Origin of the sequence: Luteimonas qiangzhengi (genome assembly GCF_039548515.1) — a bacterium.
Taxonomy (GTDB): Bacteria; Pseudomonadota; Gammaproteobacteria; order Xanthomonadales; family Xanthomonadaceae; genus Luteimonas.
The window spans coordinates 145,462-167,234 of the sequence record NZ_JBCLVE010000012.1 but is presented as its reverse complement, the minus strand read 5'-3'; the positions used below and the strand labels follow the sequence as shown (position 1 = coordinate 167,234).

General features: G+C 66.2%; 16 protein-coding genes. 11 read left to right on the top strand and 5 right to left on the bottom strand.

Annotated features, from left to right (window positions below):
* The first annotated feature begins 148 nt into the window (after positions 1–148).
* From WCE59_RS11170 to WCE59_RS11120, 11 genes are all read left to right on the top strand, one after another.
* A complete protein-coding gene (locus tag WCE59_RS11170) occupies positions 149–1,573 on the top strand; it encodes an aldehyde dehydrogenase (protein ID WP_343258846.1) in 1,425 nt (474 codons plus the stop codon).
* 42 nt (positions 1,574–1,615) lie between these two features.
* A complete protein-coding gene (gene can, locus WCE59_RS11165) occupies positions 1,616–2,278 on the top strand; it encodes a carbonate dehydratase (protein WP_343258845.1) in 663 nt (220 codons plus the stop codon).
* Positions 2,279–2,716, top strand: a complete 438-nt coding sequence (locus WCE59_RS11160) for a RidA family protein (protein WP_343258844.1) — start codon at positions 2,279–2,281, stop codon at positions 2,714–2,716.
* Between the two features lie 18 nt (positions 2,717–2,734).
* Positions 2,735–3,274 (top strand): 3-hydroxyanthranilate 3,4-dioxygenase, encoded by a 540-nt coding sequence (locus tag WCE59_RS11155; protein WP_343258843.1) that lies wholly within the window; start codon positions 2,735–2,737, stop codon positions 3,272–3,274.
* Positions 3,275–3,358: 84 nt separating this feature from the next.
* Complete coding sequence (locus tag WCE59_RS11150; protein WP_343258842.1) at positions 3,359–4,384, top strand: amidohydrolase family protein; 1,026 nt, start codon at positions 3,359–3,361, stop codon at positions 4,382–4,384.
* A complete protein-coding gene (gene kynU / locus WCE59_RS11145; protein ID WP_343258841.1) occupies positions 4,381–5,676 on the top strand; it encodes a kynureninase in 1,296 nt (431 codons plus the stop codon). Before WCE59_RS11150 ends, kynU begins: the two co-directional genes overlap by 4 nt.
* Complete coding sequence (locus tag WCE59_RS11140) at positions 5,673–7,058, top strand: FAD-dependent oxidoreductase (RefSeq protein ID WP_343258840.1); 1,386 nt, start codon at positions 5,673–5,675, stop codon at positions 7,056–7,058. Before kynU ends, WCE59_RS11140 begins: the two co-directional genes overlap by 4 nt.
* Positions 7,055–8,518: an exodeoxyribonuclease I gene (sbcB, locus tag WCE59_RS11135; RefSeq protein WP_343258839.1), complete on the top strand. Its 1,464-nt coding sequence runs from the start codon at positions 7,055–7,057 to the stop codon at positions 8,516–8,518. Before WCE59_RS11140 ends, sbcB begins: the two co-directional genes overlap by 4 nt.
* A 5-nt stretch (positions 8,519–8,523) precedes the next feature.
* Positions 8,524–9,210, top strand: a complete 687-nt coding sequence (locus WCE59_RS11130) for a DUF2461 domain-containing protein (protein ID WP_343258838.1) — start codon at positions 8,524–8,526, stop codon at positions 9,208–9,210.
* A gap of 102 nt (positions 9,211–9,312) precedes the next feature.
* A complete protein-coding gene (locus tag WCE59_RS11125; protein ID WP_343258837.1) occupies positions 9,313–10,401 on the top strand; it encodes an NAD(P)-dependent alcohol dehydrogenase in 1,089 nt (362 codons plus the stop codon).
* 44 nt (positions 10,402–10,445) lie between these two features.
* Positions 10,446–11,924 carry an aldehyde dehydrogenase family protein gene (locus WCE59_RS11120; RefSeq protein ID WP_343258836.1) on the top strand — a complete coding sequence of 493 codons (1,479 nt, stop codon included), beginning with the start codon at positions 10,446–10,448 and terminating at the stop codon, positions 11,922–11,924.
* 43 nt (positions 11,925–11,967) lie between these two features.
* On the opposite strand, the gene WCE59_RS11115 is transcribed toward WCE59_RS11120, so the two are convergent.
* The 5 genes from WCE59_RS11115 to WCE59_RS11095 all read right to left on the bottom strand — a co-directional run bounded on the left by WCE59_RS11115 (position 11,968) and on the right by WCE59_RS11095 (position 21,685).
* Complete coding sequence (locus WCE59_RS11115; protein ID WP_343258835.1) at positions 11,968–13,434, bottom strand: flavin-containing monooxygenase; 1,467 nt, start codon at positions 13,432–13,434, stop codon at positions 11,968–11,970.
* 265 nt (positions 13,435–13,699) lie between these two features.
* Positions 13,700–14,608: a 5'-nucleotidase gene (locus WCE59_RS11110; protein WP_343258834.1), complete on the bottom strand. Its 909-nt coding sequence runs from the start codon at positions 14,606–14,608 to the stop codon at positions 13,700–13,702.
* A 49-nt stretch (positions 14,609–14,657) separates the two neighbouring features.
* Positions 14,658–15,437, bottom strand: a complete 780-nt coding sequence (locus WCE59_RS11105; RefSeq protein WP_343258833.1) for an NAD kinase — start codon at positions 15,435–15,437, stop codon at positions 14,658–14,660.
* Positions 15,438–15,543: 106 nt separating this feature from the next.
* Positions 15,544–20,460, bottom strand: a complete 4,917-nt coding sequence (locus tag WCE59_RS11100; RefSeq protein ID WP_343258832.1) for an NAD-glutamate dehydrogenase — start codon at positions 20,458–20,460, stop codon at positions 15,544–15,546.
* Positions 20,461–20,536: 76 nt separating this feature from the next.
* Positions 20,537–21,685 carry an acyl-CoA dehydrogenase family protein gene (locus WCE59_RS11095; protein WP_343258831.1) on the bottom strand — a complete coding sequence of 383 codons (1,149 nt, stop codon included), beginning with the start codon at positions 21,683–21,685 and terminating at the stop codon, positions 20,537–20,539.
* Positions 21,686–21,773 lie beyond the last annotated feature (88 nt).

Genomic DNA, 21,773 nt, shown 5'->3' with positions numbered 1-21,773 from the left:
CCCCCCCCCCCCCCCCCCCCCCCCCCCCCCCCCCCCCCCCCCCCCCCCCCCCCCCCCCCCCCCCCCCCCCCCCCCCCCCCCCCCCCCCCCCCCCCCCCCCCCCCCCCCCCCCCCCCCGCTCCTACAGATGGGCCAGTACAATCGGCTGATGCGTCGATATGCACACTTTATTGATGGCGAGGCCCGCGAGCCCGCGGGCGGCAGCTGGCTGGAAGTCTTCGATCCGTCGCGCGGCGAGGCCTGGGCCGAAGTCGCCGCCGGTGACGCCCGCGACGTGGACGATGCCGTCAACGCCGCGCAGACCGCCTTCCCCGCCTGGTCGGGCCTGCGCAACAGCGAGCGCTCTGCGCACCTGGAGCGGCTGGCCGCGGCGCTCGAAGCCAGGATCGATGATTTCGCCCGGGCCGAAGCCCGCAACGGCGGCAAGCCGCTTGCGCTGGCCCGCGATGCCGAGATCCCGCGGGCGGTCGCCAACCTGCGGTTCTTCGCCCACGCCGCCACCCAGTTCTCCAGCGAGTCCCACCACGGCGAAGCCGGACTCAACTACACCCTGCGCCAACCGCTGGGCGTGGTGGGCACCATCTCGCCCTGGAACCTGCCGCTGTACCTGTTCACCTGGAAGATCGCGCCGGCATTGGCCGCGGGCAACACGGTGGTGGCCAAGCCTTCCGAAGTCACTCCCGCCACTGCCGCCATGTTCGGCCAGCTGGCGCACGAGGCCGGCCTGCCCGCCGGCGTGCTCAATATCGTCCACGGCGGCGGCCCCGAAGTGGGCGAATCAATCGTCCGCCACGATGCGGTCCGGGCGGTGTCGTTCACCGGCAGCACTGCGGTGGGACGCCGCATTGCCGGCTTGGCAGGGCCACTGCTGAAGAAGGTGTCGCTGGAGCTGGGCGGCAAGAACCCGACGCTGGTGTTTGCCGACTCCGCGTGGGAGGAGCATCTGGATACCTTCATCCGCTCCGCCTTCCAGAACTCCGGCCAGATCTGCCTGTGCGGCTCGCGCATCCTGGTGGAGCGCTCGATCTACGAAGCGTTCCGCGATGCCTTTGTTGAACGCGCGCGCGCCCTGCGTCCCGGCGACCCGATGGAGGAAGGCATCAACCTCGGCCCGCTGGTCTCCCGGGCCCACTTCGACAAGGTCATCGGCGCGCTTGAGCGCGCCCGCGAGGAAGGCGGCACGATCCTCTGCGGCGGCCACGCACTGGACCGGCCAGGCTGGTTCGTGGCGCCCACCGTGATCGAAGGCCTGGGGCCGGACACCAGCACCAACCTCGAGGAAATCTTCGGACCGGTGGTGAGCCTGCAGCCGTTCGATGACGACGGTCAAGCGCTGGAACTCGCCAACGCCGGCGACTATGGACTGTCCGCGTCGGTCTGGACCCGGGACCTGGACCGCGCGCACCGCTTCGGCGCCGAACTGCATACCGGCATGGTCTGGATCAACACCTGGCTGCAGCGCGACCTGCGCACCCCCTTCGGCGGCATGGGCCAGTCCGGCCTCGGGCGGGAGGGCGGTGTGGAGGCGATGCGCTTCTACACCGAACCCCGCAACGTCTGCATCGCCATCTGACCTCCACCCCCTGAATTCCACCCCCTCACCTCACGGACCCCCATGTACCGACTTCACGACCTGCTGGAACGCAACCGCAATTGGGCCGAGCGCGTTGAAGCCGAAGACCCTGGCTTCTTCGACCGCCTGTCCGGCATCCAGACGCCACGCTTCCTGTGGATCGGCTGCTCCGACTCACGCGTGCCGGCCAACCAGATCATCGATGTCAACCCGGGCGAGGTGTTCGTGCACCGCAACGTCGCCAACGTGGTGGTGCACACCGACCTCAACTGCCTGTCGGTCATCCAGTTCGCCATTGATGTGCTGAAGGTCGAACACATCCTTGTCGTCGGCCATTACGGTTGCGGCGGCGTTGGCGCCGCGCTGGACGGCGGCAGCGTGGGCTTGGCGGATAACTGGATCCGTCACGTCAAGGACGTCAAACACAAGCACCGCGGACTGATCGAATCCATCGACGAACCCGAGATGCGCCACGACCGCCTGTGCGACCTGAATGCACTGGAACAGATGATCAACATCTGCGAATCCACCGTGGTGCGCGAAGCCTGGTCACGCGGGCAGAAGGTGTCGGTGCATGCCTGGGTGTACTCGCTGCGCAACGGCCGGGTGCACGACCTGGGGCTGGCGATCGACTCCCCCGCGGCCCTGCCAGAACAATACGGTCCGGCGCTGGAACGCATCTGCCAGGACCGTGAGGAGCGCTGAATGGACAAGCCAACCGTCCGCACCACCACCGCACCCGGCCCCGTCGGGGCTTACCCGCATGCCAGGCGCGTGGGTGACCTGCTGTTCCTGTCCGGCATCGGGCCGCGCGATGCAGCCACCAATGCCATTGCCGGCAACCGCTATGACGGCGATGGCAACCTGGTGTCCCATGACATCACCGCCCAGGCCCACGCCGTGTTCGCCAACGTGCGAGCGGTGCTGGAGGCCAGCGGCGCAGGCTGGGAAGACCTGGTGGACGTGACCGTCTACCTCACCCACATGGCCGCTGATTTCAAGGCCTACAACGCGGTGTGGGCCGAATACTTTCCCGATATCGATACCGCCCCCTGCCGCACCACCCTGGGTATCGATGCCCTGCCTACCCCCATCGCGATAGAGTTGAAGTGCGTGGCGGTCCTGCCGCCGCAGCGCGACTGACCCGGCCCGGAGGAAACCATGCTCCCCACCCCGCTCAACCTGCAGAAGTGGATCGACGACAACCGCCACCTGCTCAAGCCGCCGGTGGGTAACAAGTGCCTGTACGACGGGGATTTCATCGTCATGGTTGTCGGCGGCCCCAACGCCCGCACCGACTACCACTACGACGAAGGCCCGGAGTGGTTCTACCAGATCGAGGGCGAGATGACGCTTCGCATCCAGGACAATTCCGAAGGCGAACCGGGCAAGCCACGCGATATCACGATTCGCGCCGGCGAGACCTTCCTGCTGCCGCCCAAGGTGCCGCATTCGCCGCAGCGCGGCGAGGGCTCGATCGGACTGGTCATCGAGCGCAAGCGTTTGCCCCATGAGAAGGACGGGCTGATGTGGTTCTGCGAGCAGTGCAACCACAAGTTGTACGAGGAGTACTTCCCGCTCGAGAACATCGAGGTCGACCTGCCGCCGGTCTTCGACCGCTTCTACGCGTCGGAAGACAAGCGCACCTGCAGCGCCTGCGGCCACCTCAACCCGCGCCCCGCGCGGTACGAAATCCCTTGACGGCGAAAGCCCGCTCCGCGTGAACTGTCACGCGGCTTCGCGCGCATGGCGCGCTCCTGGTGGTGGTCGCGGTATCCTGCGTGGATGCTGAAAATCGATATCCACGCCCATTGCCTTCCGCGTGACTGGCCCGACCTGGCGGCCAAGTACGGCGACCCGCGCTTTCCGGTGATTCACCACACCAGTGACGGCCGTCACCGGATCTACCGCAACGGCAAATTCTTCCGCGAGATCTGGTCCAACACCTGGGATGCGCAGGAGCGGATCGATGAGTTCGCCAAGTTCGGGGTGCAGGTGCAGGTGCTCAGCACCGTGCCGGTGATGTTCAGCTACTGGGCCAAGGCCAACCAGGCGCTGGAACTGCACCAGGCGCTCAACGACGACATGGCCGAAACCTGCCGCGCGCATCCGCGTCACTACGCAGGCATTGGCACCGTGCCGCTGCAGTCACCGCGGCTGGCCATCCAGGAGCTCGAGCGCTGCATGGAGCAGCTGGGCCTGCAGGGTGTGCAGATCGGTTCGCACGTGCAGGTGTCGGCGGATACGCACTGGAACCTCGACGCGCCGGAACTGTTTCCCTTCTTCGAAGCCGCAGCCGACCTTGGCGCGGCCATCCTGGTGCATCCCTGGGACATGATGGGCACCGACACCATGCCCAAGTACTGGCTGCCCTGGCTGGTGGGCATGCCGGCCGAACAGTCGCGCGCGGCCTGCTCGCTGGTGTTCGGCGGGGTGCTGGAACGCCTGCCGAAGCTGAAGATCTGCATGGCCCACGGCGGCGGCAGCTTCCCGTACACCATCGGCCGCATCGAACACGGCTTCAACATGCGCCCCGACCTGGTGGCCACCGACAACCCGCACAGTCCGCGCAAGTACCTCAAGCAGCTGTATTTCGACTCCTGGGTCGCTGATCCGAAGGCGCTGGAGTACCTGATCGACGTGTGCGGAGTGGACCGGGTGATGCTGGGCACGGACTATCCGTTCCCGCTGGGCGAGCAGAAGCCAGGCGCGGTGATTGAAGGCGTGACCCTGGACGAGGCAGCGAAGGCCCGCCTCTATCACGGTACCGCGCTGGAATGGCTCGACTTGCCCAAGGGACGGTTCGCATGACCGATCTGCACTCAACCGAACACGCGCACGCCCTCGATGCGGCTGACCCGCTGTCCGGGCTGCGCGCCGAATTCCACATCCCCCTGCACGAAGGGTGCGAACAGGCCTATTTCTGCGGCAACTCGCTCGGCCTGCAGCCGCGGCGCGCACGCGCGTACGTGGAAGAGGTGCTGGACAAGTGGGCCGTGGAAGCGGTGGAAGGCCACTTCACCGGCACCGGGCAATGGATGCCGTATCACGCGCTGGTGCGCGACGGCCTGGCCGCCACCGTGGGCGCCCTGCCCTCGGAAGTGGTGGCAATGAACTCGCTCACCGCCAACCTGCATCTGCTGATGGTCAGCTTCTATCGGCCCACCGCGCAGCGGCCGGCGATCCTGATGGAAGCCGGGGCGTTTCCGTCCGATCGCTACGCACTTGAATCGCAGGTGCGCTTCCACGGCTTCAATCCGGATACCGACCTGATCGAAGTACAGCCGGATGAAGCCGACGGCACCATCTCGATGGCAGCGATCGAGCGCGCCATCGCCGAGCACGGCCCGCGCCTGGCGCTGGTGCTCTGGCCCGGGGTGCAGTACCGCACCGGCCAGGCGTTCGACATGGCGGAGATCGTGCGCCTGGGCCATGCCGCCGGCGCCGTGGTTGGTTTCGACCATGCGCACGCGGCCGGAAATCTGGCGCTGCGCATGCATGACTCCGATGCGGACTTCGCCGTCTGGTGCCACTACAAATACATGAACGCAGGACCCGGCGCGGTCGCCGGCTGCTTCATACACGAGCGCCATGCGCGCACCGACCGGCCGCGCTTCGCCGGTTGGTGGGGGCACGAGCAGGACAGCCGCTTCCGCATGGGCCCGGAATTCGTGCCGACGCCCGGCGCCGAAGGCTGGCAGCTGAGCAACCCGCCCATCCTCGGCCTGGCGCCGCTGCGGGCATCGCTGGAACTGTTTGAACGCGCCGGCATGGAAACGCTGCGCAGTCGATCCGAGCGGCTGACCGCTTATTTGCACACGCTGATCGAAGCCCGCCTGCAGCACGTGCTGCAGACCGTGACCCCGGCCGATCCACGCCGCCGCGGCGCCCAGCTGTCGCTGCGGGTCCGTGCCGGACGCGATGCCGGCAGGGCCCTGTTCGAACACCTCGCCCGCCACGGCGTGCTGTGCGACTGGCGCGAACCCGACGTGATCCGTATCTCACCGGCCCCGCTCTACAACAGCCATGCCGACGTGCTGCGCTTTGCGCAGGAAGTCGAGGCGTGGGCCTCGGAACAAACCAGTGATCGGATAAATACATGACCGACAACAATCAGCACATCACCATCGTCGGAGCCGGTCTGGCCGGTGCCGTACTCGGCGCCCTGCTGGCCCGACGCGGCCACAAGGTGGACATCTACGAGCGGCGTGGCGACCCGCGGCTGCAGGGTTACGAAGGCGGCCGCTCAATCAACATGGCGCTGGCCGAGCGCGGCCGGCATGCCCTGCACAAGGCCGGCGCGGAAGACGAGGTCATGGCGCGCACGGTAATGATGCGCGGGCGCATGGTGCATTTCGCCGATGGCGAGCCGCAGCTGCAGCGTTACGGGCGCGATGACTCGGAAGTGATCTGGTCCGTGCATCGGGGCAACCTCAATATCACCCTGCTTGAGCATGCAGAGGCCGCGGGGGCGAAGCTGCACTTCAACCGCCGCCTGGATTCGCTTGACTTCGAAGCCGGCCGGGCGCGTTTTATCGACGACTCCAACGAAGGCAAGGCCAGCACCGTCGACTTCGGCGTGATCGTGGGCGCGGACGGCGCCGGTTCCGCGGTGCGCGCGCAGATGCAGCGCGAGACCAAGCTGGGCGAGCGCTTCGAGCCGCTGGATCACTCGTACCGCGAGCTGGAGATCCCCCCCGGCGAGGACGGCCAGTTCCGCATCGAAGCCAACGCCCTGCATATCTGGCCGCGCGATGACTACATGTGCATCGCGCTGCCCAATGACAGCGGCAACTTCACCGTCACCTTGTTCATGCCCAACGAGGGCGATCCAGGCTTCGACACCGTGCGATCCGTGCAGCAGGCGCGCGAGCTGTTTGAGCGTGACTTCCCGGATCTGCTGCCGCTGCTGCCCAATCTGGAGCACGACTGGCAGCACAACCCGGTCAGCCCGCTGGGCACGCTGTACCTGGACCGCTGGCGGCTGTACGGGCGCGCGGTGCTGGTGGGCGACGCCGCCCACGCCATGGTGCCCTTCCACGGCCAGGGCATGAACTGCGCGCTGGAAGACTGCGTGTCGCTGGCCCGTCATATCGGAGACGCGCCGGACATGGCCGCCGCCTTTACCGCCTACGAGAGCGAGCGCCGCCCGAATGCCGAGGCCATCCAGCAGATGGCCCTGGACAACTATCGGGAAATGCGCGACCGGGTGGACGACGCCGACTACCTGCTGCAACGCGAGCTGGAACTGAAGCTGCAGCAGCGCCATCCGGACCGGTTCGTGCCGCGCTATGCGATGGTCACTTTCATGCGCATCCCGTACGCGCTGGCGCTGGAGCGCAACCGGATCCAGCAGGAGATCCTGGTGCAGGCGACCGAAGGCGTTGAATCCCTGGACACGCTGGACTGGGATGCACTGGACGAGAAGATCAAAACCCAGCTGGATCCCTTGACCGACGAGCAGAAGGCAGGTGCGAGGAAGTGAGCGGCAGCTTTCTTTTCTACGACCTGGAAACCTGGGGCCGTGACCCGCGCCTGACCCGCATTGCCCAGTTCGCGGCCATCCGTACGGACCTGGACCTGCAGCCGATTGAGGAACCCGTCGACTTCCTGGTCCGCCCGGCGGCCGATCTGCTGCCCTCGCCGGGCGCCTGCATGGTGACCGGGATCGATCCATGGGACACGCTGCGCGATGGCATCAGCGAGGCCGAAGCCTTTGCCCGGATCCAGGAAGAGATGTCGCGCCCGGGCACGTGCACCGTCGGCTACAACTCGCTGCGTTTTGACGACGAGTTTGTGCGCCACGGCCTGTTCCGCAATTTCTTCGATCCCTATGAGCGCGAGTGGCGCGGCGGCAACAGCCGCTGGGACCTGCTCGATGTAATGCGTCTCGTGCATGCTTTGCGTCCCGACGGCATCCACTGGCCGCAGCGCGAAGACGGCAAGGGCACCTCGTTCAAGCTGGAGCACCTGGCCGAAGCCAACGGCGTGCGCGAAGGCGATGCGCATGAGGCGCTGTCAGACGTGCGTGCGCTGATCGGCATGGCCCGCGCGTTCCGTCGCGCCCAGCCGCGGCTGTGGGATTACGCCCTGCGCCTGCGGGACAAGCGATTTGCCGGTGGCATGCTGGACGTCACCGCGGCCGATCCGGTGCTGCACGTCTCGCAGCGCTATCCGGCCACGCGGCTGTGTGCCGCGCCGGTACTGCCACTGGCGCGCCATCCGCAGATCGACAGCCGGGTGATCGTGTTCGACCTGGACGGTGATCCGGAAGCGTTGCTGGATTTGGACCCGGACGAGATCGCGGACCGGGTGTTTGTTTCCTCCCGCGACCTGCCGGAAGGCGTGAGCCGGATCCCGCTCAAGGAGGTCCAGACCAACCGCTGTCCGGCGCTGGTCGCCTGGAACCACCTGCGCCCGGCGGACCTTGAGCGCCTGGAGATCGAACCGGCCAAGGTGCTGGCACGGGCCGCGCGCCTGCGGGCTGCTGGCCCGGAACTGGCGGAAAAGATCCGCCTGGTATTTGCCAGACGTGCCGCACGCGAGCCCGGTGACGCAGACGCATCGCTGTATGACGGGTTCCTGCCCGATGGCGATCGCCGGCGCATGATCGAGGTGCGAGCAACCGCGCCCGACACGCTGGGACTGCGGGAGTTCGGCTTTGAGGATCCGCGCCTGGTCGAACTGCTGTTCCGCTACCGTGCCCGCAACTGGCCGGACACGCTCGACGCGGCCGAGCGCGAACAGTGGGATGCGTACCGTCGTCGCCGCCTTGCGGCCGAGAGCGACCTGTCGGAGGTGTCCCTGCCGGGCTTTTTCCTGGAGCTTGAAACGCTGCGCGGCGTCCATGCCGCCGACGGCGGCCGGATTGCCCTGCTCGACCGCCTGGAGACCTGGGGCCGGGAGCTGCAGAACGACCTCGGCCTGCCCGCCTCCGCCAGCTGATATCGATGACCACCTACTTCACCGACAAGGCCTTCCGCTTCCTGCGTGCGCTGGAGCACAACAACGAGCGCGAATGGTTCCACGCCCACAAGGCCGATTACGAGACCCATCTGCGCGAACCGTTCCAGCGCCTGCTCACCGACCTGCAGCCCGACCTGGCCACGGTCAGCCTGCACTACCGCGCCGACCCGAAAAAGATGAACGGCTCGCTGTTCCGGATCCACCGCGACACCCGTTTTTCCAACAACAAGGCGCCGTACAAGAACTGGCAGAGTGCGCGTCTCTTCCACGAGCGTCATCGCGAGACCGCCGCGCCGGCCTGGTATCTGCAGCTGCGCCCGGATGACAGTTTCTTCGCCGCCGGCATCTGGAATCCCGAATCACCGGTGCTGCGCCAGATCCGCCAGTTCATTGTCGATAATCCCGCCGGCTGGAAGTCTGCTGCGCACGCGCCGACCTTCCGCCGCCGCTACCGCATGTGGGAATCGGACATGCTGGTGCGTCGCCCGCGCGGGTTCCCTGAAGATTTCCCTTTCATCGACGACCTGCGCCATCGCAATTTCGTTTTCATGCGCAGCCTGGGCGCGGACCTGATCACCGGCCCGGGCCTGCGCCAGACGCTGATCCGTGACCTGAAGGCGACCGCGCCCTTCATGGACTACCTGTGCGCCGCGCTGGACCTGGAGTTCTGAGGCGCTGCAACGCTGGGTTCCAGTGCGAGGACCCCGTTTGAACAATGGGTTAACCGGCGATGTGGGCATCCTGTAGGACGACGTCCACAGACCGGAGAGCACATGAAGATCCAGGCAGCAGTCACCCCCGCCAAGGGCGAACCATTTTCAATCGAAGAGGTGAGGCTGTCCGGGCCCGGGCCCAACGAAGTGCTGGTCAAGGTGGTGGCCACCGGCGTCTGCCATACCGACGCGGTGGGACGCGACCTGGCGGTCTCGCCCTACCCCATCGTGCTCGGCCACGAAGGGTCCGGGGTGGTCGAAGAGGTTGGCGACAACGTCACCAGCATCGCGCCCGGCGACCACGTGGTGATGTCGTTCGCGCACTGCGGCCGCTGTGACAACTGCCTCACCGGACACCCGACCGTGTGTGACGTCTTCAACGACCTCAATTTCGGCGGACGCATGGACGATGGCACCGCGCGCCTGCACCAGGGCGAAAACGACCTGTCGACGTTCTTCGGCCAATCCTCGTTCGGCACCCACGCAGTGGCCCACGAACGCAACGTGGTCAAGGTGGACAAAGACGTGGACCTGGCGCTGCTCGGCCCGCTGGGCTGTGGCATCCAGACTGGCGCCGGCACCGTGCTCAACCGTCTGAAGCCCGAATTCGGCAGTTCCATCGCGATCTATGGCTGCGGCGCGGTGGGCCTGAGCGCGATCATGGCGGCGAAGATCGCCGGCTGTCCGCAGATCTTCGCGGTCGACGTGCACGACAACCGCCTCGAGCTGGCCCGCGAACTGGGCGCGACCCACGCCTTCAACGGCAGGAAGGTGGACGTAGTCGAGGAGATCAAGGCCGCATCCGGCGGAGGCACACGGTACGCGGTTGAGACCACCGGCGCGCCACCAGTCGTGCGCCAGTCACTCCATGCCCTGCGTCCGATGGGTACGGTGGCGATCGTTGGGGTGACCCCGCAGATGGAGATCGACGTGCACAACGACCTGATGGCCGAAGGCAAGGGCATGATCGGCGTGATTGAAGGCGACTCGGTGCCGCGGGTGTTCATTCCCCAGCTGGTGGAGTTCTACAAGGCGGGGAAATTCCCGTTCGACAGGCTGGTCGAGTTCTATGACTTTGCCGACATCGCCCAGGCATTCGAGGATTCGGAAAGCGGCAAGACCGTCAAGCCGGTCCTGCGGCTGCAGTGAATCGAGCTGCATTGAACTGAGCTGCACTGAACCGAGGAGACCCCATGACTGACCATCCCCCTGCCCCCTACAAGGACCTCGGCCTGCTGCCGATCGCCGGCCAGAGGCGCGAAGGTACCGCCGGCCGACGGCTCGAGGTGACCAATCCGTTCAGCGGCGAACAGCTGCTGGAGATCCAGATGGCCAACCACGCGGACCTGGACGAGGCTTATCGCGCCGCCTCGAAGGCGCAGCCCGACTGGGCGGAGATGGGCCCGAGTGCGCGGGCCGCGGTAATGCACCGCGCGGTGGCAATTTTCGATGCGCGCAAGGACGAGATCATCGACTGGCTGGTACGCGAGTCCGGCAGCACCCGCATCAAGGCCGGGATCGAATGGGGCTCTGCGCGCGCGATCACCCTGGAGGCAGCCAGCATGCCCGGCCGCAGCCACGGCCGCGTGCTTGCCTCCGATGTGCCGGGCAAGCAGAGCCTGGTGTTCCGGAAGCCCCTGGGCGTGGTGGGCGTGATCAGCCCGTGGAACTTCCCCCTGCACCTGAGCATCCGCTCGGTTGCTCCGGCGCTGGCGCTGGGCAACGCGGTGGTGGTCAAGCCGGCCAGTGACACGCCGGTGACCGGAGGACTGCTGCTGGCACGGATCTTCGAGGAGGCCGGACTGCCATCCGGCCTGCTGAGCGTGGTGGTGGGCGCGGGTTCGGACATCGGCGATGCCTTCGTCGAGCACCCGGTGCCGTCGTTCATTTCATTCACCGGCTCCACCGCGGTTGGCCGCGGCATCGGCCGCATCGCCAGCGGCGGCGAACACCTCAAGCACGTGGCGCTGGAGCTGGGTGGCAACAGCCCGTTCGTGGTGCTGGCCGATGCCGACATGGAAGCCGCGGTGGACGCCGCAGTGGTCGGCAAGTTCCTGCACCAGGGGCAGATCTGCATGGCGATCAACCGCATCATCGTCGAGGCGCCCGTGCTGGAGGAGTTCACCCGCCGGTTCGTCGAGCGGGTCAAGGCGCTTCCGGCAGGTGACCCGGACAAGGCGGAGACAGTGATCGGACCGGTGATCAATACCAGGCAGCTGGACGGGCTGCGGGCCAAGGTGGCCAGGGCGAAGGACGAGGGTGCGAAGCTGCTGGTGGGCGACGAGCCCGACGGCAACGTGATGCCGCCGCACGTGTTCGGGGACGTCACCGCGGATATGGAGATTGCCCGCGAGGAGATTTTCGGTCCGCTGGTGGGCATCCAGTCCGCACGTGATGCGGAGCACGCGCTGGAACTGGCCAACGACAGCGAATACGGGCTGTCCAGCGCCGTCTTCACCGGCGACGCGGCAGGCGGAATGGAGTTCGCCCGACGCATCCGCGCCGGCATGGCCCATGTGAATGACATGCCCGTCAATGACGAGTCCAACGCGCCTTTCGGCGGCGAGAAGAACTCCGGCCTGGGGCGCTTCAACGGCGACTGGGCCATCGCGGAGTTCACCACCGACCAGTGGGTCACGATTCAGACCGGTTCCCGGCCATATCCCTTCTGAGGCACCGGGCGGTCATGGCCGCCCGGTGATCCCACTCAACTGATCAGGCGCTCTGGCGCTCTTCCGGCGCGGCCTGCAGCGCTACGGCCGCGTCGGCAGCACGACGCCCCAGCGCAGCAAAATCAGGCAGGCGGGCAGCCTCACCTGCCGGCTGCTCCTCCAGTTCGCGCGATTCGCTCAGGAACGCCTCCAGCGAGTCGTCCATCGCCTCCATCCACGGCGTGTGGTGCGGGGGTGACAAGGTGCCAGTGATGGCGGAGCGATAGCTCTTGTCGCGGTAGTCCAGGATGCCCGCGCGCTTGTCGTGCTGCCATTCCTTGAACATTTCCGCCACGCGCTCGATGTCGAAGTCCGGGTAGTCGCTGCGGTCGACGAGGTCACGCACGTAGGCGGCCTGGAAGTCGATGTCGTCGTCAACGCTGGCACAGGCGTTTTCGCGCGCAAACCAGGCCTCGCTATCGGCACGCATGGCTTCGGTATCCGGCAGCTGCGTCCGGCCCAGCATCACATCGCGCGCCACCCAGGCCTGCGTGTCGAACATGTTGAAGGTGAAGTACTGGTCCTGCATGCCCAGGTAGATCAGCTTGGGGTTGTCGATCCAGAACACGCCCTGATACAGGCCCTGCGGGTAGAGGCGGTTGTTGGTACGCAAGGCCAGTTCGTCAGGCAGGAACGGGAAATGGTGCTGGTAGCCGGTACACAGGATGATCGCGTCCACATCCCTGGAAGTGCCGTCCACGAAGTGCGCGGTGTTGCCTTCGACGCGCTCGAGCAGGGGACGCTCGCTGAACGCCTCGGGCCAGTCGTAGCCCATCGGCGCGCTGCGGTAGCTGAAGGTCACCGACTTGGCGCCGTACTTGTAGCACTGGGTGCCGATATCCTCGGCCGAATAGCTGCTGCCCACCAGCAGCAGGTCCTTGCCGGTGAATTCGCAGGCGTCGCGGAAATCGTGCGCGTGCAGCACCCGGCCCGGGAAGCTGGACAGGCCTTCAAATGACGGCGCATTGGGCGTGGAGAAATGGCCGGTCGCCACCACCACCCAGTCGAACTCCTCGCTCACCATGCGGTCGTGATCCAGCTCGCGCACGGTGACGGTGAACTTCCCGGTGTCCTCGCTGTATTCCACCGAGTGCACCGAAGTGTTGAAACGGATCTGGTCGCGCAGGTTGCTGCGTTCGATCCGGCCCATGATGTAATCGCGCAGCACCGGCCGCGGCGGATAGGAAGCGATCGGACGACCGAAGTGCTCCTCGAAGCTGTAATCGGCGAACTCCAGGGTCTCCTTCGGCCCGTTGGACCACAGGTAGCGGTACATGCTGGCGTGCACCGGCTCACCATGCTGGTCCAGACCGGTACGCCAGGTGTAGTTCCACATGCCACCCAGATCGGACTGCTTCTCGAAGCAGACGATTTCGGGAACATCGGCGCCCGCGCGGCGGGCGGCATCGAAAGCGCGAAGTTGGGCCAGGCCGCTGGGACCGGCGCCTAGAACGGCGATTCGCTGGGTCATTATTTTTGTCTCTCCATGTCGTGGCCACCAGACGTCAAACGACTTCAGGCGGCAAGGCTGACGCCCGGCTGCAGCGGGCTGCACCGATCAGGCACTGAAGGAAATCGGGTCCCTTCGGGACGGAGCATCTGCTCCGATACGACCGATACCGGCGAAGCGTTCGCGCCACACAGACACTTGAAGAAAGTGCCGCAATCAACGCCGAAAAGAGCGGAAATAGACGTAAAAAGCGCGAACGACGGCCGATTGTACCACATCAGCGCACTCAATCGGCGTTGGAGATTCCGTGGGGCACATGCCCGGTCGCCACGTGCAGCCGCGCGGAGTCGATGTTGTGCCGCGAGTCGTCGAAGAAGATATCGGCACCGAACGCATCCAGAAAAGGCCCCTTGGCCCGCCCCCCCAGGAACAGCGCCTCGTCCAGGCGCACGCCCCAGTCGCGCAGCGTACGGATCACCCGCTCGTGTGCCGGCGCGGAGCGCGCTGTCACCAGTGCCGTGCGGATCGGTGACGCCTCCCCCGCCGGGTACGCCGCCTGAAGATCGTGCAATGCCGAGAGGAAGCCGCGGAACGGCCCCCCCGACAGCGGCTCGCGGGCGCGACTGCGCTCGTGCTCATGGAAGGCGTCGATCCCCTGCAGCTGCGACACCCGCTCGCCCTCATCGCTGAAGATCACCGCGTCACCGTCAAAAGCGATCCGCAGCTGGTCATGCCGGTGCAGTGCCGCCTTGGCCGGCAGGATAGTGGCTGCGGCAATGCCGTTTTCCAACGCCGCGCGCACCGAGTCCGGATTTGCCGAGAGGAACAGCTGGGCGCCAAACGGACGCGTGTACGGCCAGGTCGGTTCGCCCGAGGTGAACGCCGCCCGCGAGATCGTCAGCGCGTGGTGCTGGATGGAATTGAAGATGCGCAGGCCGGTGTCGGCCGAGTTTCGCGAAAGCAGGATCACCTCCACCCGCGGCGCATCTTCCGCCCCACCCTCGTTCAACGCGAGCAGCTTGCGCACCAGTGGGAATGCGATGCCCGGCTCGAGCACATCATCCTCATGGATGCGCTGGTGTTCGGCGTAGGCTTCGATCCCGTCCCGCTCGAACAGCCCGTGACTGTCTTCCAGATCAAACAGCGCACGTGAAGAAATGGCGACGATCAGCGGTGGTATGGAATTGTCAGACATGACCCGAGTATGCGCGAAGGCAATCGCAGCAGGCGAGACGCCCGCCTGATCAGACCATGAACTGCTCGCTCAGGATCCGCTCTTCAAGATTGTGCTCCGGATCGAACAGCAGGGTCACCACCCGGTCTTTCGATTCGCGGACGGTGACCTCCACCACATCGCGCACCTCGTGCGAATCAGCGGTGGCACTGACCGGGCGCTTGTACGGGTCCAGCACCTTGAAGCACACCTCGGTCTCCGCCTTGAGCAGCGCACCGCGCCAGCGCCTGGGCCGGAACGGAGCGATCGGCGTCAGCGCAATCACGTCCGAATCAAACGGCAGAATCTGTCCGCTGGCGGAAAAGTTGTAGGCGGTGCTGCCCGCCGGGGTTGCCACCAGTACGCCGTCGCAGATCAGCTCTTCCAGTCGGGTCTGGCCGTTGAGATCGATGCTCAAGTGGGCGGCCTGGCGGGTCTGGCGCAGCAACGACACCTCGTTGTAGGCCAATGAACCCACGCTTGCGCCGGACTCGGTCTGCACGATCATTTCCAGCGGCCGCAGGACTGCCGGCTCGGCCGCGCTGATGCGTTGCAGCAGGTCTTCTCCTCCATGGAACTGGTTCATCAGGAACCCCACCGTGCCCAGCTTCATGCCGTACACGGGCTTTCCCAACGCGCCATGGCGATGCAGCGTCTGCAGCATGAAGCCGTCGCCGCCGAGCGCGCAGAGGATATCGGCCTCGTCGGGGGCATGTTGCTCATGCCCGGCCATCAGGGTTTCCAGGGCCTGCTGCGCCTGCGGAGTGGGCGCGGCAAGAAATGCAATGCGGGGTGACTGGGAAGTACTCATGCGGCGAGCATAGCGCAGGCCACCAGTAGCGCGGGTCGAGGCGACCCGCGATCCATCATCCGGGATCCACGGGGCGGAAAGGTCCGCCCCGTGGAGGTCTTCCGGCTCAGCCGGCCAGCTGGGACAGCCGGCTCACCGCGACCGATACGGTCGGGTAGTCGAGGGTCTTCTGCGAAGACATTTCATCCAGCATCGTCAGGGTGAGGCGCAGCGAAGCGTCGTCGCGGCTGATCCACGCCTGCACCTTGGCATCAGGATCACGGCCGGATGCCGACAGCGCCTTTGCGGTCAACAGGATCTGCTGCGCGCCCAGCTCGTTGCGCAACACCCCACGGGCGACGGCGTGCCAGCGGCCCTGCACTTCCAGCCCGTCGATCTGCTCGAACAGCCAGGGCAGCTGCAGCGCTTCACCGAGGCGGAAATGCACCTTGGCGACGTCGATCGGCTTCTGCTTGCGCGCCGAGGCCAGCTCGATGATGTCGAACACCGGCTCCAGGTACGGCAGTTCGGCCAGGTCCTCGGCCAGCTGCACCGACATGCCGCGCTCGCGCCACTTGGCACGGCGGGTGTCATAGCCCGGACGCTGCGAGTCGGGCAGCACGCCAGCGGCACTGCGGATGGCGTTGAAGCCGGCGCTGTAGCGGTCCACCGCGTCGGTGATGTCAGGCATCTCGCCCGGGCGTTCCAGCAGCCAGCGCACGAACGAACGCTGCAGGTTCCAGATCTCCAGCAGGGCGTCGATCTGCACGCCTTCGGGCACCTTGCCGTCCAGGGCTTCGATCTGGTTCCACAGGGTGCGCGCATTGAGCACCTCGCGGCTGATCGTGTACGCCTTGGCCACTTCCGCCGCATCGCGGCCGGTGTCTTCCTGCATGCGCATCAGGAAGGTCGCGCCCATGCGGTTGATGGTGGCGTTGGTGATCGCCGTGGCGATGATCTCGCGCTTGAGCGGATGGTCTTCCATCGCCGCGGCGTACTTCTTCTGCAGCGGGGTCGGGAAGTAGCGCTGCAATTCCTTGGACAGATACGGATCCTCTGGAATGTCGGAATCCAGCAGCTGGTCATAGACCACCTGCTTGGAATACGACAGCAGCACCGCCAGCTCCGGACGCGCCATGCCCTGGCCACGGGCCTTGCGCGCCGACAGCTCGGCGTCGGACGGCAGGTACTCGATCTGCCGATCCAGCAGCCCCTGGGCTTCCAGCGTGCGGATGAAGTGCTGCTTGGAGCCCAGTCGCGGCGCGCTCATGCGTTCCATCAGGCTGAGCGCCTGGTTCTGGCGGATGTTGTCCCACAGCACCAGGGTTTCCAGCTCGCCGGTCATCTCCAGCAGCAGCTTGTTGCGGGCCTTCAACGAGAGCTTGCCGTCACGCACCTGTGCGTTGAGCAGGATCTTGATGTTGACCTCGCGATCAGACGTGCCCACGCCGCCGGAGTTGTCGATGAAGTCGGCGTTGAGGATCACCCCGGCCTGCGCGGCATCAATGCGGCCCAGCTGGGTGAAGCCGAGGTTGCCGCCCTCGCCCACGATCTTCGCGCGCAGCTCGCCGCCATCGACCCGCACCGCGTTGTTGGCGCGGTCGCCGACATCAGCGTGCGACTCCGCGGCGCCCTTGACGTAGGTGCCGATGCCGCCGTTCCACAGCAGGTCCACCGGCGCGCGCAGCACGGCCTTGATCAGGTCGTTGGGGCTGAGTTCGGTCACGTCGGCATCCAGGCCCAGCACGTCGCGCATCTGCGGCGACACCGCGATCGACTTGGCCGAGCGCGGCCACACGCCACCGCCCTTGCTGATCAGCTTGCGGTTGTAATCGTCCCAGCTGGAGCGCGGCAGCTTGAACAGGCGATCGCGTTCCTTGAACGACTTGGCCGCATCCGGATCCGGGTCCACAAAGATGTGGCGGTGGTCGAACGCACCTACCAGGCGGATGTGTTTGGACAGACGCATGCCGTTGCCGAACACGTCACCGGACATGTCGCCGATACCCGCCGCGGTGAAGTCCTGCTTCTGGCAGTCGATGCCCAGCGCGCGGAAGTGGCGCTTGACCGACTCCCACGCGCCCTTGGCGGTGATGCCCATGCCCTTGTGGTCGTAGCCCACCGAGCCGCCGGAGGCGAACGCATCGCCCAGCCAGAAGTTGTAATCGGCCGAGATGCCGTTGGCGATGTCGGAGAACGTGGCCGTGCCCTTGTCGGCCGCGACCACCATGTAGGTGTCCACGTCGTCGTGGCGCACCACGTCGGTCGGCGGCACGATCTCGCCGTCGACTATGTTGTCGGTCACGTCCAGCAGGCCGCTGATGAAGCGCTTGTAGCAGGCAACGCCTTCAGCCTGGATGGCGTCGCGGTCACCGCCCACCGGCAGGCGCTTGGCGATGAAGCCGCCCTTCGCGCCGACCGGCACGATCACGGTGTTCTTCACTGCCTGGGCCTTCACCAGACCCAGCACCTCGGTGCGGAAGTCTTCGCGACGATCCGACCAGCGCAGGCCGCCACGGGCCACGGTGCCGTAACGCAGGTGTACGCCCTCCACGTGCGGGCCGTAGACGAAGATCTCGCGGTACGGGCGCGGCTTGGGCAGCTCCGGCACCTTGGCGCAGTCGAGCTTGAACGCCGCGTAATCCTTGTCGTTGCCGTCGTTGTCGCGCTGGTAGAAGCTGGTGCGCAGGGTGGCGTCGATCGCGCCCATGAAGCTGCGCAGAATGCGGTCCTCGTCCAGGCTCGACACACCGTCCAGCAGCGTGCGCAGGGCCTCGCGCACCTTCTCCTGGCGCGGGTTGCGGGCGCGGCGGCGGGCTTCCAGCACCGGCTCCAGCGCGGCTTCAACCGCCGCATCACCCTTGGCCAGCAGCTTCAGCTGCGCACGCACGCTGGCGGTGTCGCCGCCGCGGCCCTTGGGCGCGAAGCGGGCTTCGAACAGTTCCACCAGCAGGCGTGCCAGCAGCGGATAGCTGTTGAGGGTTTCCTCCATGTACGCCTGCGAGAACGGGGTCTCGATCTGCAGCAGGTACTTGCAGTACGCACGCAGCATGCTGACCTGGCGCCAGTCCAGCCCGGCACCAAGCACCAGCCGGTTGAAACCGTCGTTCTCGGCATCGCCGCGCCACACGTGGGCGAAGGCTTCCTCGAACACCCCGGCCACGCTGTCCAGCTCCACGCCCGCGGGCGCCTCGACATTGAAGTCCTGGATGAACAGTGCCCGGTCATCAGCGCTGATGCGGTTCAGGTGCTCCGCGATCACCCGCAGGCCCATGTTCTCCATCATCGGCAGCACGTCCGACAGGGGCAGGTCACGCTCCTGGGTGAACAGCTTCAGCCGCAGGGTGCCGGCATCTTCGCTGTCTTCCGGCGCGCGATACAGCCACGGCCGCAGATCGCCCGGGGAGGCAAGCAGGGCCAGGTGCGCGACGTCGGTCGCCGCCACTTCCGGCGTGGCCCGCTCGATGTAGGTGTTGCTCAGCGAACGGCCGAAGCGGGTGGCCAGTTCCAGCCCCTCACCTTCGCCATTGTTTGCAACCAGTTGGTCACGCAAATCATCCTGCCAATTACGCACTATGTCCTCCAACCTGGATTCCAGTCGTTTCGGTTCGACCTGCACCCTTACACCGGGGCGCGGGCGAGCAATGAGATGCACCTGGGCGAGCGGTGACTCGTCCAGGCGCACGGTTGAATCGATCCGGTCGGCGCCCAGCTCGTGTTTGAGCATGGTCTCTACCTTGAGCCGCATCACGGTGTTGAACCGATCGCGGGGAACGTAGACCAGGATCGAAAAAAAGTGTCCATAGCGGTCGCGCCGGATGAACAGCCGGCTGCGGATCCGCTCCTGCAGCTGCAGCACGCCAAGGCCCAGTGCAGCCAGCTCCTCGCCGGTGGACTGGAACAGCTCGTCACGCGGCAGCGTTTCCAGGATGTGTTTGAGCGCCTTGCCGCTGTGGCCGGTCTCGCGCAGCCCGGAAGTGCTCATCACGTATTCGAAGCGCTCGCGCACCAGCGGGATTTCCCACGGGCGGCGGTTGTAGGCGCTGGAAGCGTAGAGCCCGATGAAGCGTCGTTCGCCGATGGCATTGCCTTCGGCATCGAAGCTGATCACCCCCACGTAGTCCATGAAGCCCGGGCGATGCACGGTGGAGCGGGAGTTGGTTTTGGTGAGCACCAGCGGGTCGACGCGGCCGGCCTGGCGCACCTCATGCGCGGACAGGCTTTGCAGGGGCCGGGGCGCACCGGGCTCGCTGCCCTGCATCAGGCCCAGGCCACTGTCTTCTACCGCTTCCAGCACCTGCTCGCCATCGCGCTCGCCCACCCGGTACTCGCGGAACCCGAGGAACGTGAAGTGGTCGGCTGCCAGCCAGCGCAGGAACTCCTGCGCCTCCCGGCGTTCGGTATCGGACACCGGCAGGGCCGCGTCGGCCAGTTCGGCCGCCACCAGCAGCATCCGCTCGCGCATCGACGCCCAGTCCGCCACCGCGTGGCGCACGTCTTCCAGCGTGGCGGTGACGGCCTTGTGGATCGCCTTGGCGGCCTTGGTCGACTGCCGGTCGATCTCCATATGGATCAGGGATTCCGGCTCGCCCTCGCCCACCGCAAGCAGCTCGCCGGCCGCATCGCGCCTGACCGTCACCACGGGATGGCCGAGCACGTGCACGCCCACTCCCATGTCGGTCAGCGCCATGGTCACCGAATCGACCAGGAACGGCATATCGTCATTGACGATCTGCAGCACCGTATGCGGCGACTCCCAGCCCTGGGTGTCCCGGGCCGGATTGAACAGACGCACGCTGGCGGCCCCGGGGGTGCGCGTGCGGGCAAAATCAAGGAAGCCGTTGGCCAGCGCTGCCCAGCCACCCACGGTGTGCAGCGACACTTCATCCTCGGTCAGGCGACGATAGAACTCCGTGCCGAACCGCACCGCATCCTGCTGTCGCGACTTGCCGGCAAGCCGGCGGATCGCGGCCAGCACCGGCTCACGCACGTCCTCGGGTGCGCCGGTCGTGCGCGCGGCGACTTTGCTGCTTGATGTGCTCATGTCCGACCCGGTGATGCAATAAAGCCCGCATTTGCATGCGGGCCATGAATGAATGAAGCGGGCAACCGGATCTGCATCAGCGCAGTCCGGTCTCCTGCCGCGCGATGACCAGGCGCTGGATCTCGCTGGTGCCTTCGTAGATCTCGGTGATCTTGGCGTCGCGGAAATAGCGCTCGATCGGCATCTCCTTCGAATAACCCATGCCGCCATGGATCTGCAGCGCCTGGTGGGTGATCCACATGGCGGCTTCCGAGGCGGTGAGCTTGGCGATCGCGGCTTCATTGGTGAAGCGTTGACCCTGCCCTTTCACCCAGGCAGCGCGCAGGGTGAGCAGCAGCGAAGCGTCCAGCTTGCACTTCATGTCGGCGATCTTGGCCTGAGTCATCTGGAACGCGCCGATCGGCTGGCCGAAGGCCTTGCGCTCTTTCACATACTCCAGCGTGGCCTCATAGGCGGCGCGGGCGATGCCGATGGCCTGCGAAGCAATGCCGATGCGGCCTGCATCCAGCACGCTCATGGCGATCTTGAAGCCCTGCCCTTCCTCGCCCAGCACCTCGTCAGCCTGCACCACGTAATCCTGGAACTCGATCTCGCAGGTGGCCGAGGCGCGGATGCCCAGCTTGGGCTCGGTCTTGCCACGGTGGAAGCCGGCACGGTCGCCGTCCACCAGGAACGCGGTGATGCCGCGCGAGCCCTTCTCGGGATCGGTCACTGCAAACAGCACGAAATACTTGGCCACCGGACCGGAAGTGATCCAGCTCTTCTTGCCGTTGATCACGTAGGTGCCGTCGTCCTGCTTCACCGCGCGGCAGCGCATGGCGGTGGCATCGGAACCGGACTGCGGCTCGGTCAGCGCAAAGGCACCGATCTCGGCGCCCTCGGCAATCGCGCGCACGTACTTCTGCTTCTGCTCCTCGGTGCCGTGGGTCAGGATGCCGTTGCAGAACAGCGAGTTGTTGACCGACATGATGGTCGAGTGCGCGGCATCGCCGGCGGCAACTTCGATCATGGCCAGTACGTAGGCCACCGGATCCATGCCCGCGCCACCGTACTCAGGCGGCACCTCGATCCCCATCAGGCCGTTCTCGCCAAGCAGGCGGATGTTGTCGAGCGGGAACTCGCCGGAGGCATCAAATGCCGCGGCGCTCGGTGCGATCTTTTCCGCGGCAATGCGCCTGGCGACGTCCTGGATCATCAACTGCTCTTCGCTGAATCCAAACTCCACGTGGCCTACTCCCGGCTGTTTTCAAATAAGGCGCCTATTGTAGCCGGGGGCAGGCGCGCGCGGCAGCATTCGCGCCGCTCCTTGACGA

Excerpts from the sequence above, each read along its gene's own strand:
- WCE59_RS11170 (WP_343258846.1), top strand. The coding sequence starts at position 149 with ATGCGTCGATATGCACACTTTATTGATGGCGAGGCCCGCGAGCCCGCG.
- can (WP_343258845.1), top strand. The coding sequence starts at position 1,616 with ATGTACCGACTTCACGACCTGCTGGAACGCAACCGCAATTGGGCCGAG.
- WCE59_RS11160 (WP_343258844.1), top strand. The coding sequence starts at position 2,279 with ATGGACAAGCCAACCGTCCGCACCACCACCGCACCCGGCCCCGTCGGG.
- WCE59_RS11155 (WP_343258843.1), top strand. The coding sequence starts at position 2,735 with ATGCTCCCCACCCCGCTCAACCTGCAGAAGTGGATCGACGACAACCGC.
- WCE59_RS11150 (WP_343258842.1), top strand. The coding sequence starts at position 3,359 with ATGCTGAAAATCGATATCCACGCCCATTGCCTTCCGCGTGACTGGCCC.
- kynU (WP_343258841.1), top strand. The coding sequence starts at position 4,381 with ATGACCGATCTGCACTCAACCGAACACGCGCACGCCCTCGATGCGGCT.
- WCE59_RS11140 (WP_343258840.1), top strand. The coding sequence starts at position 5,673 with ATGACCGACAACAATCAGCACATCACCATCGTCGGAGCCGGTCTGGCC.
- WCE59_RS11130 (WP_343258838.1), top strand. The coding sequence starts at position 8,524 with ATGACCACCTACTTCACCGACAAGGCCTTCCGCTTCCTGCGTGCGCTG.
- WCE59_RS11125 (WP_343258837.1), top strand. The coding sequence starts at position 9,313 with ATGAAGATCCAGGCAGCAGTCACCCCCGCCAAGGGCGAACCATTTTCA.
- WCE59_RS11120 (WP_343258836.1), top strand. The coding sequence starts at position 10,446 with ATGACTGACCATCCCCCTGCCCCCTACAAGGACCTCGGCCTGCTGCCG.
- WCE59_RS11115 (WP_343258835.1), bottom strand. The coding sequence starts at position 13,434 with ATGACCCAGCGAATCGCCGTTCTAGGCGCCGGTCCCAGCGGCCTGGCC.
- WCE59_RS11110 (WP_343258834.1), bottom strand. The coding sequence starts at position 14,608 with ATGTCTGACAATTCCATACCACCGCTGATCGTCGCCATTTCTTCACGT.
- WCE59_RS11105 (WP_343258833.1), bottom strand. The coding sequence starts at position 15,437 with ATGAGTACTTCCCAGTCACCCCGCATTGCATTTCTTGCCGCGCCCACT.
- WCE59_RS11100 (WP_343258832.1), bottom strand. The coding sequence starts at position 20,460 with ATGAGCACATCAAGCAGCAAAGTCGCCGCGCGCACGACCGGCGCACCC.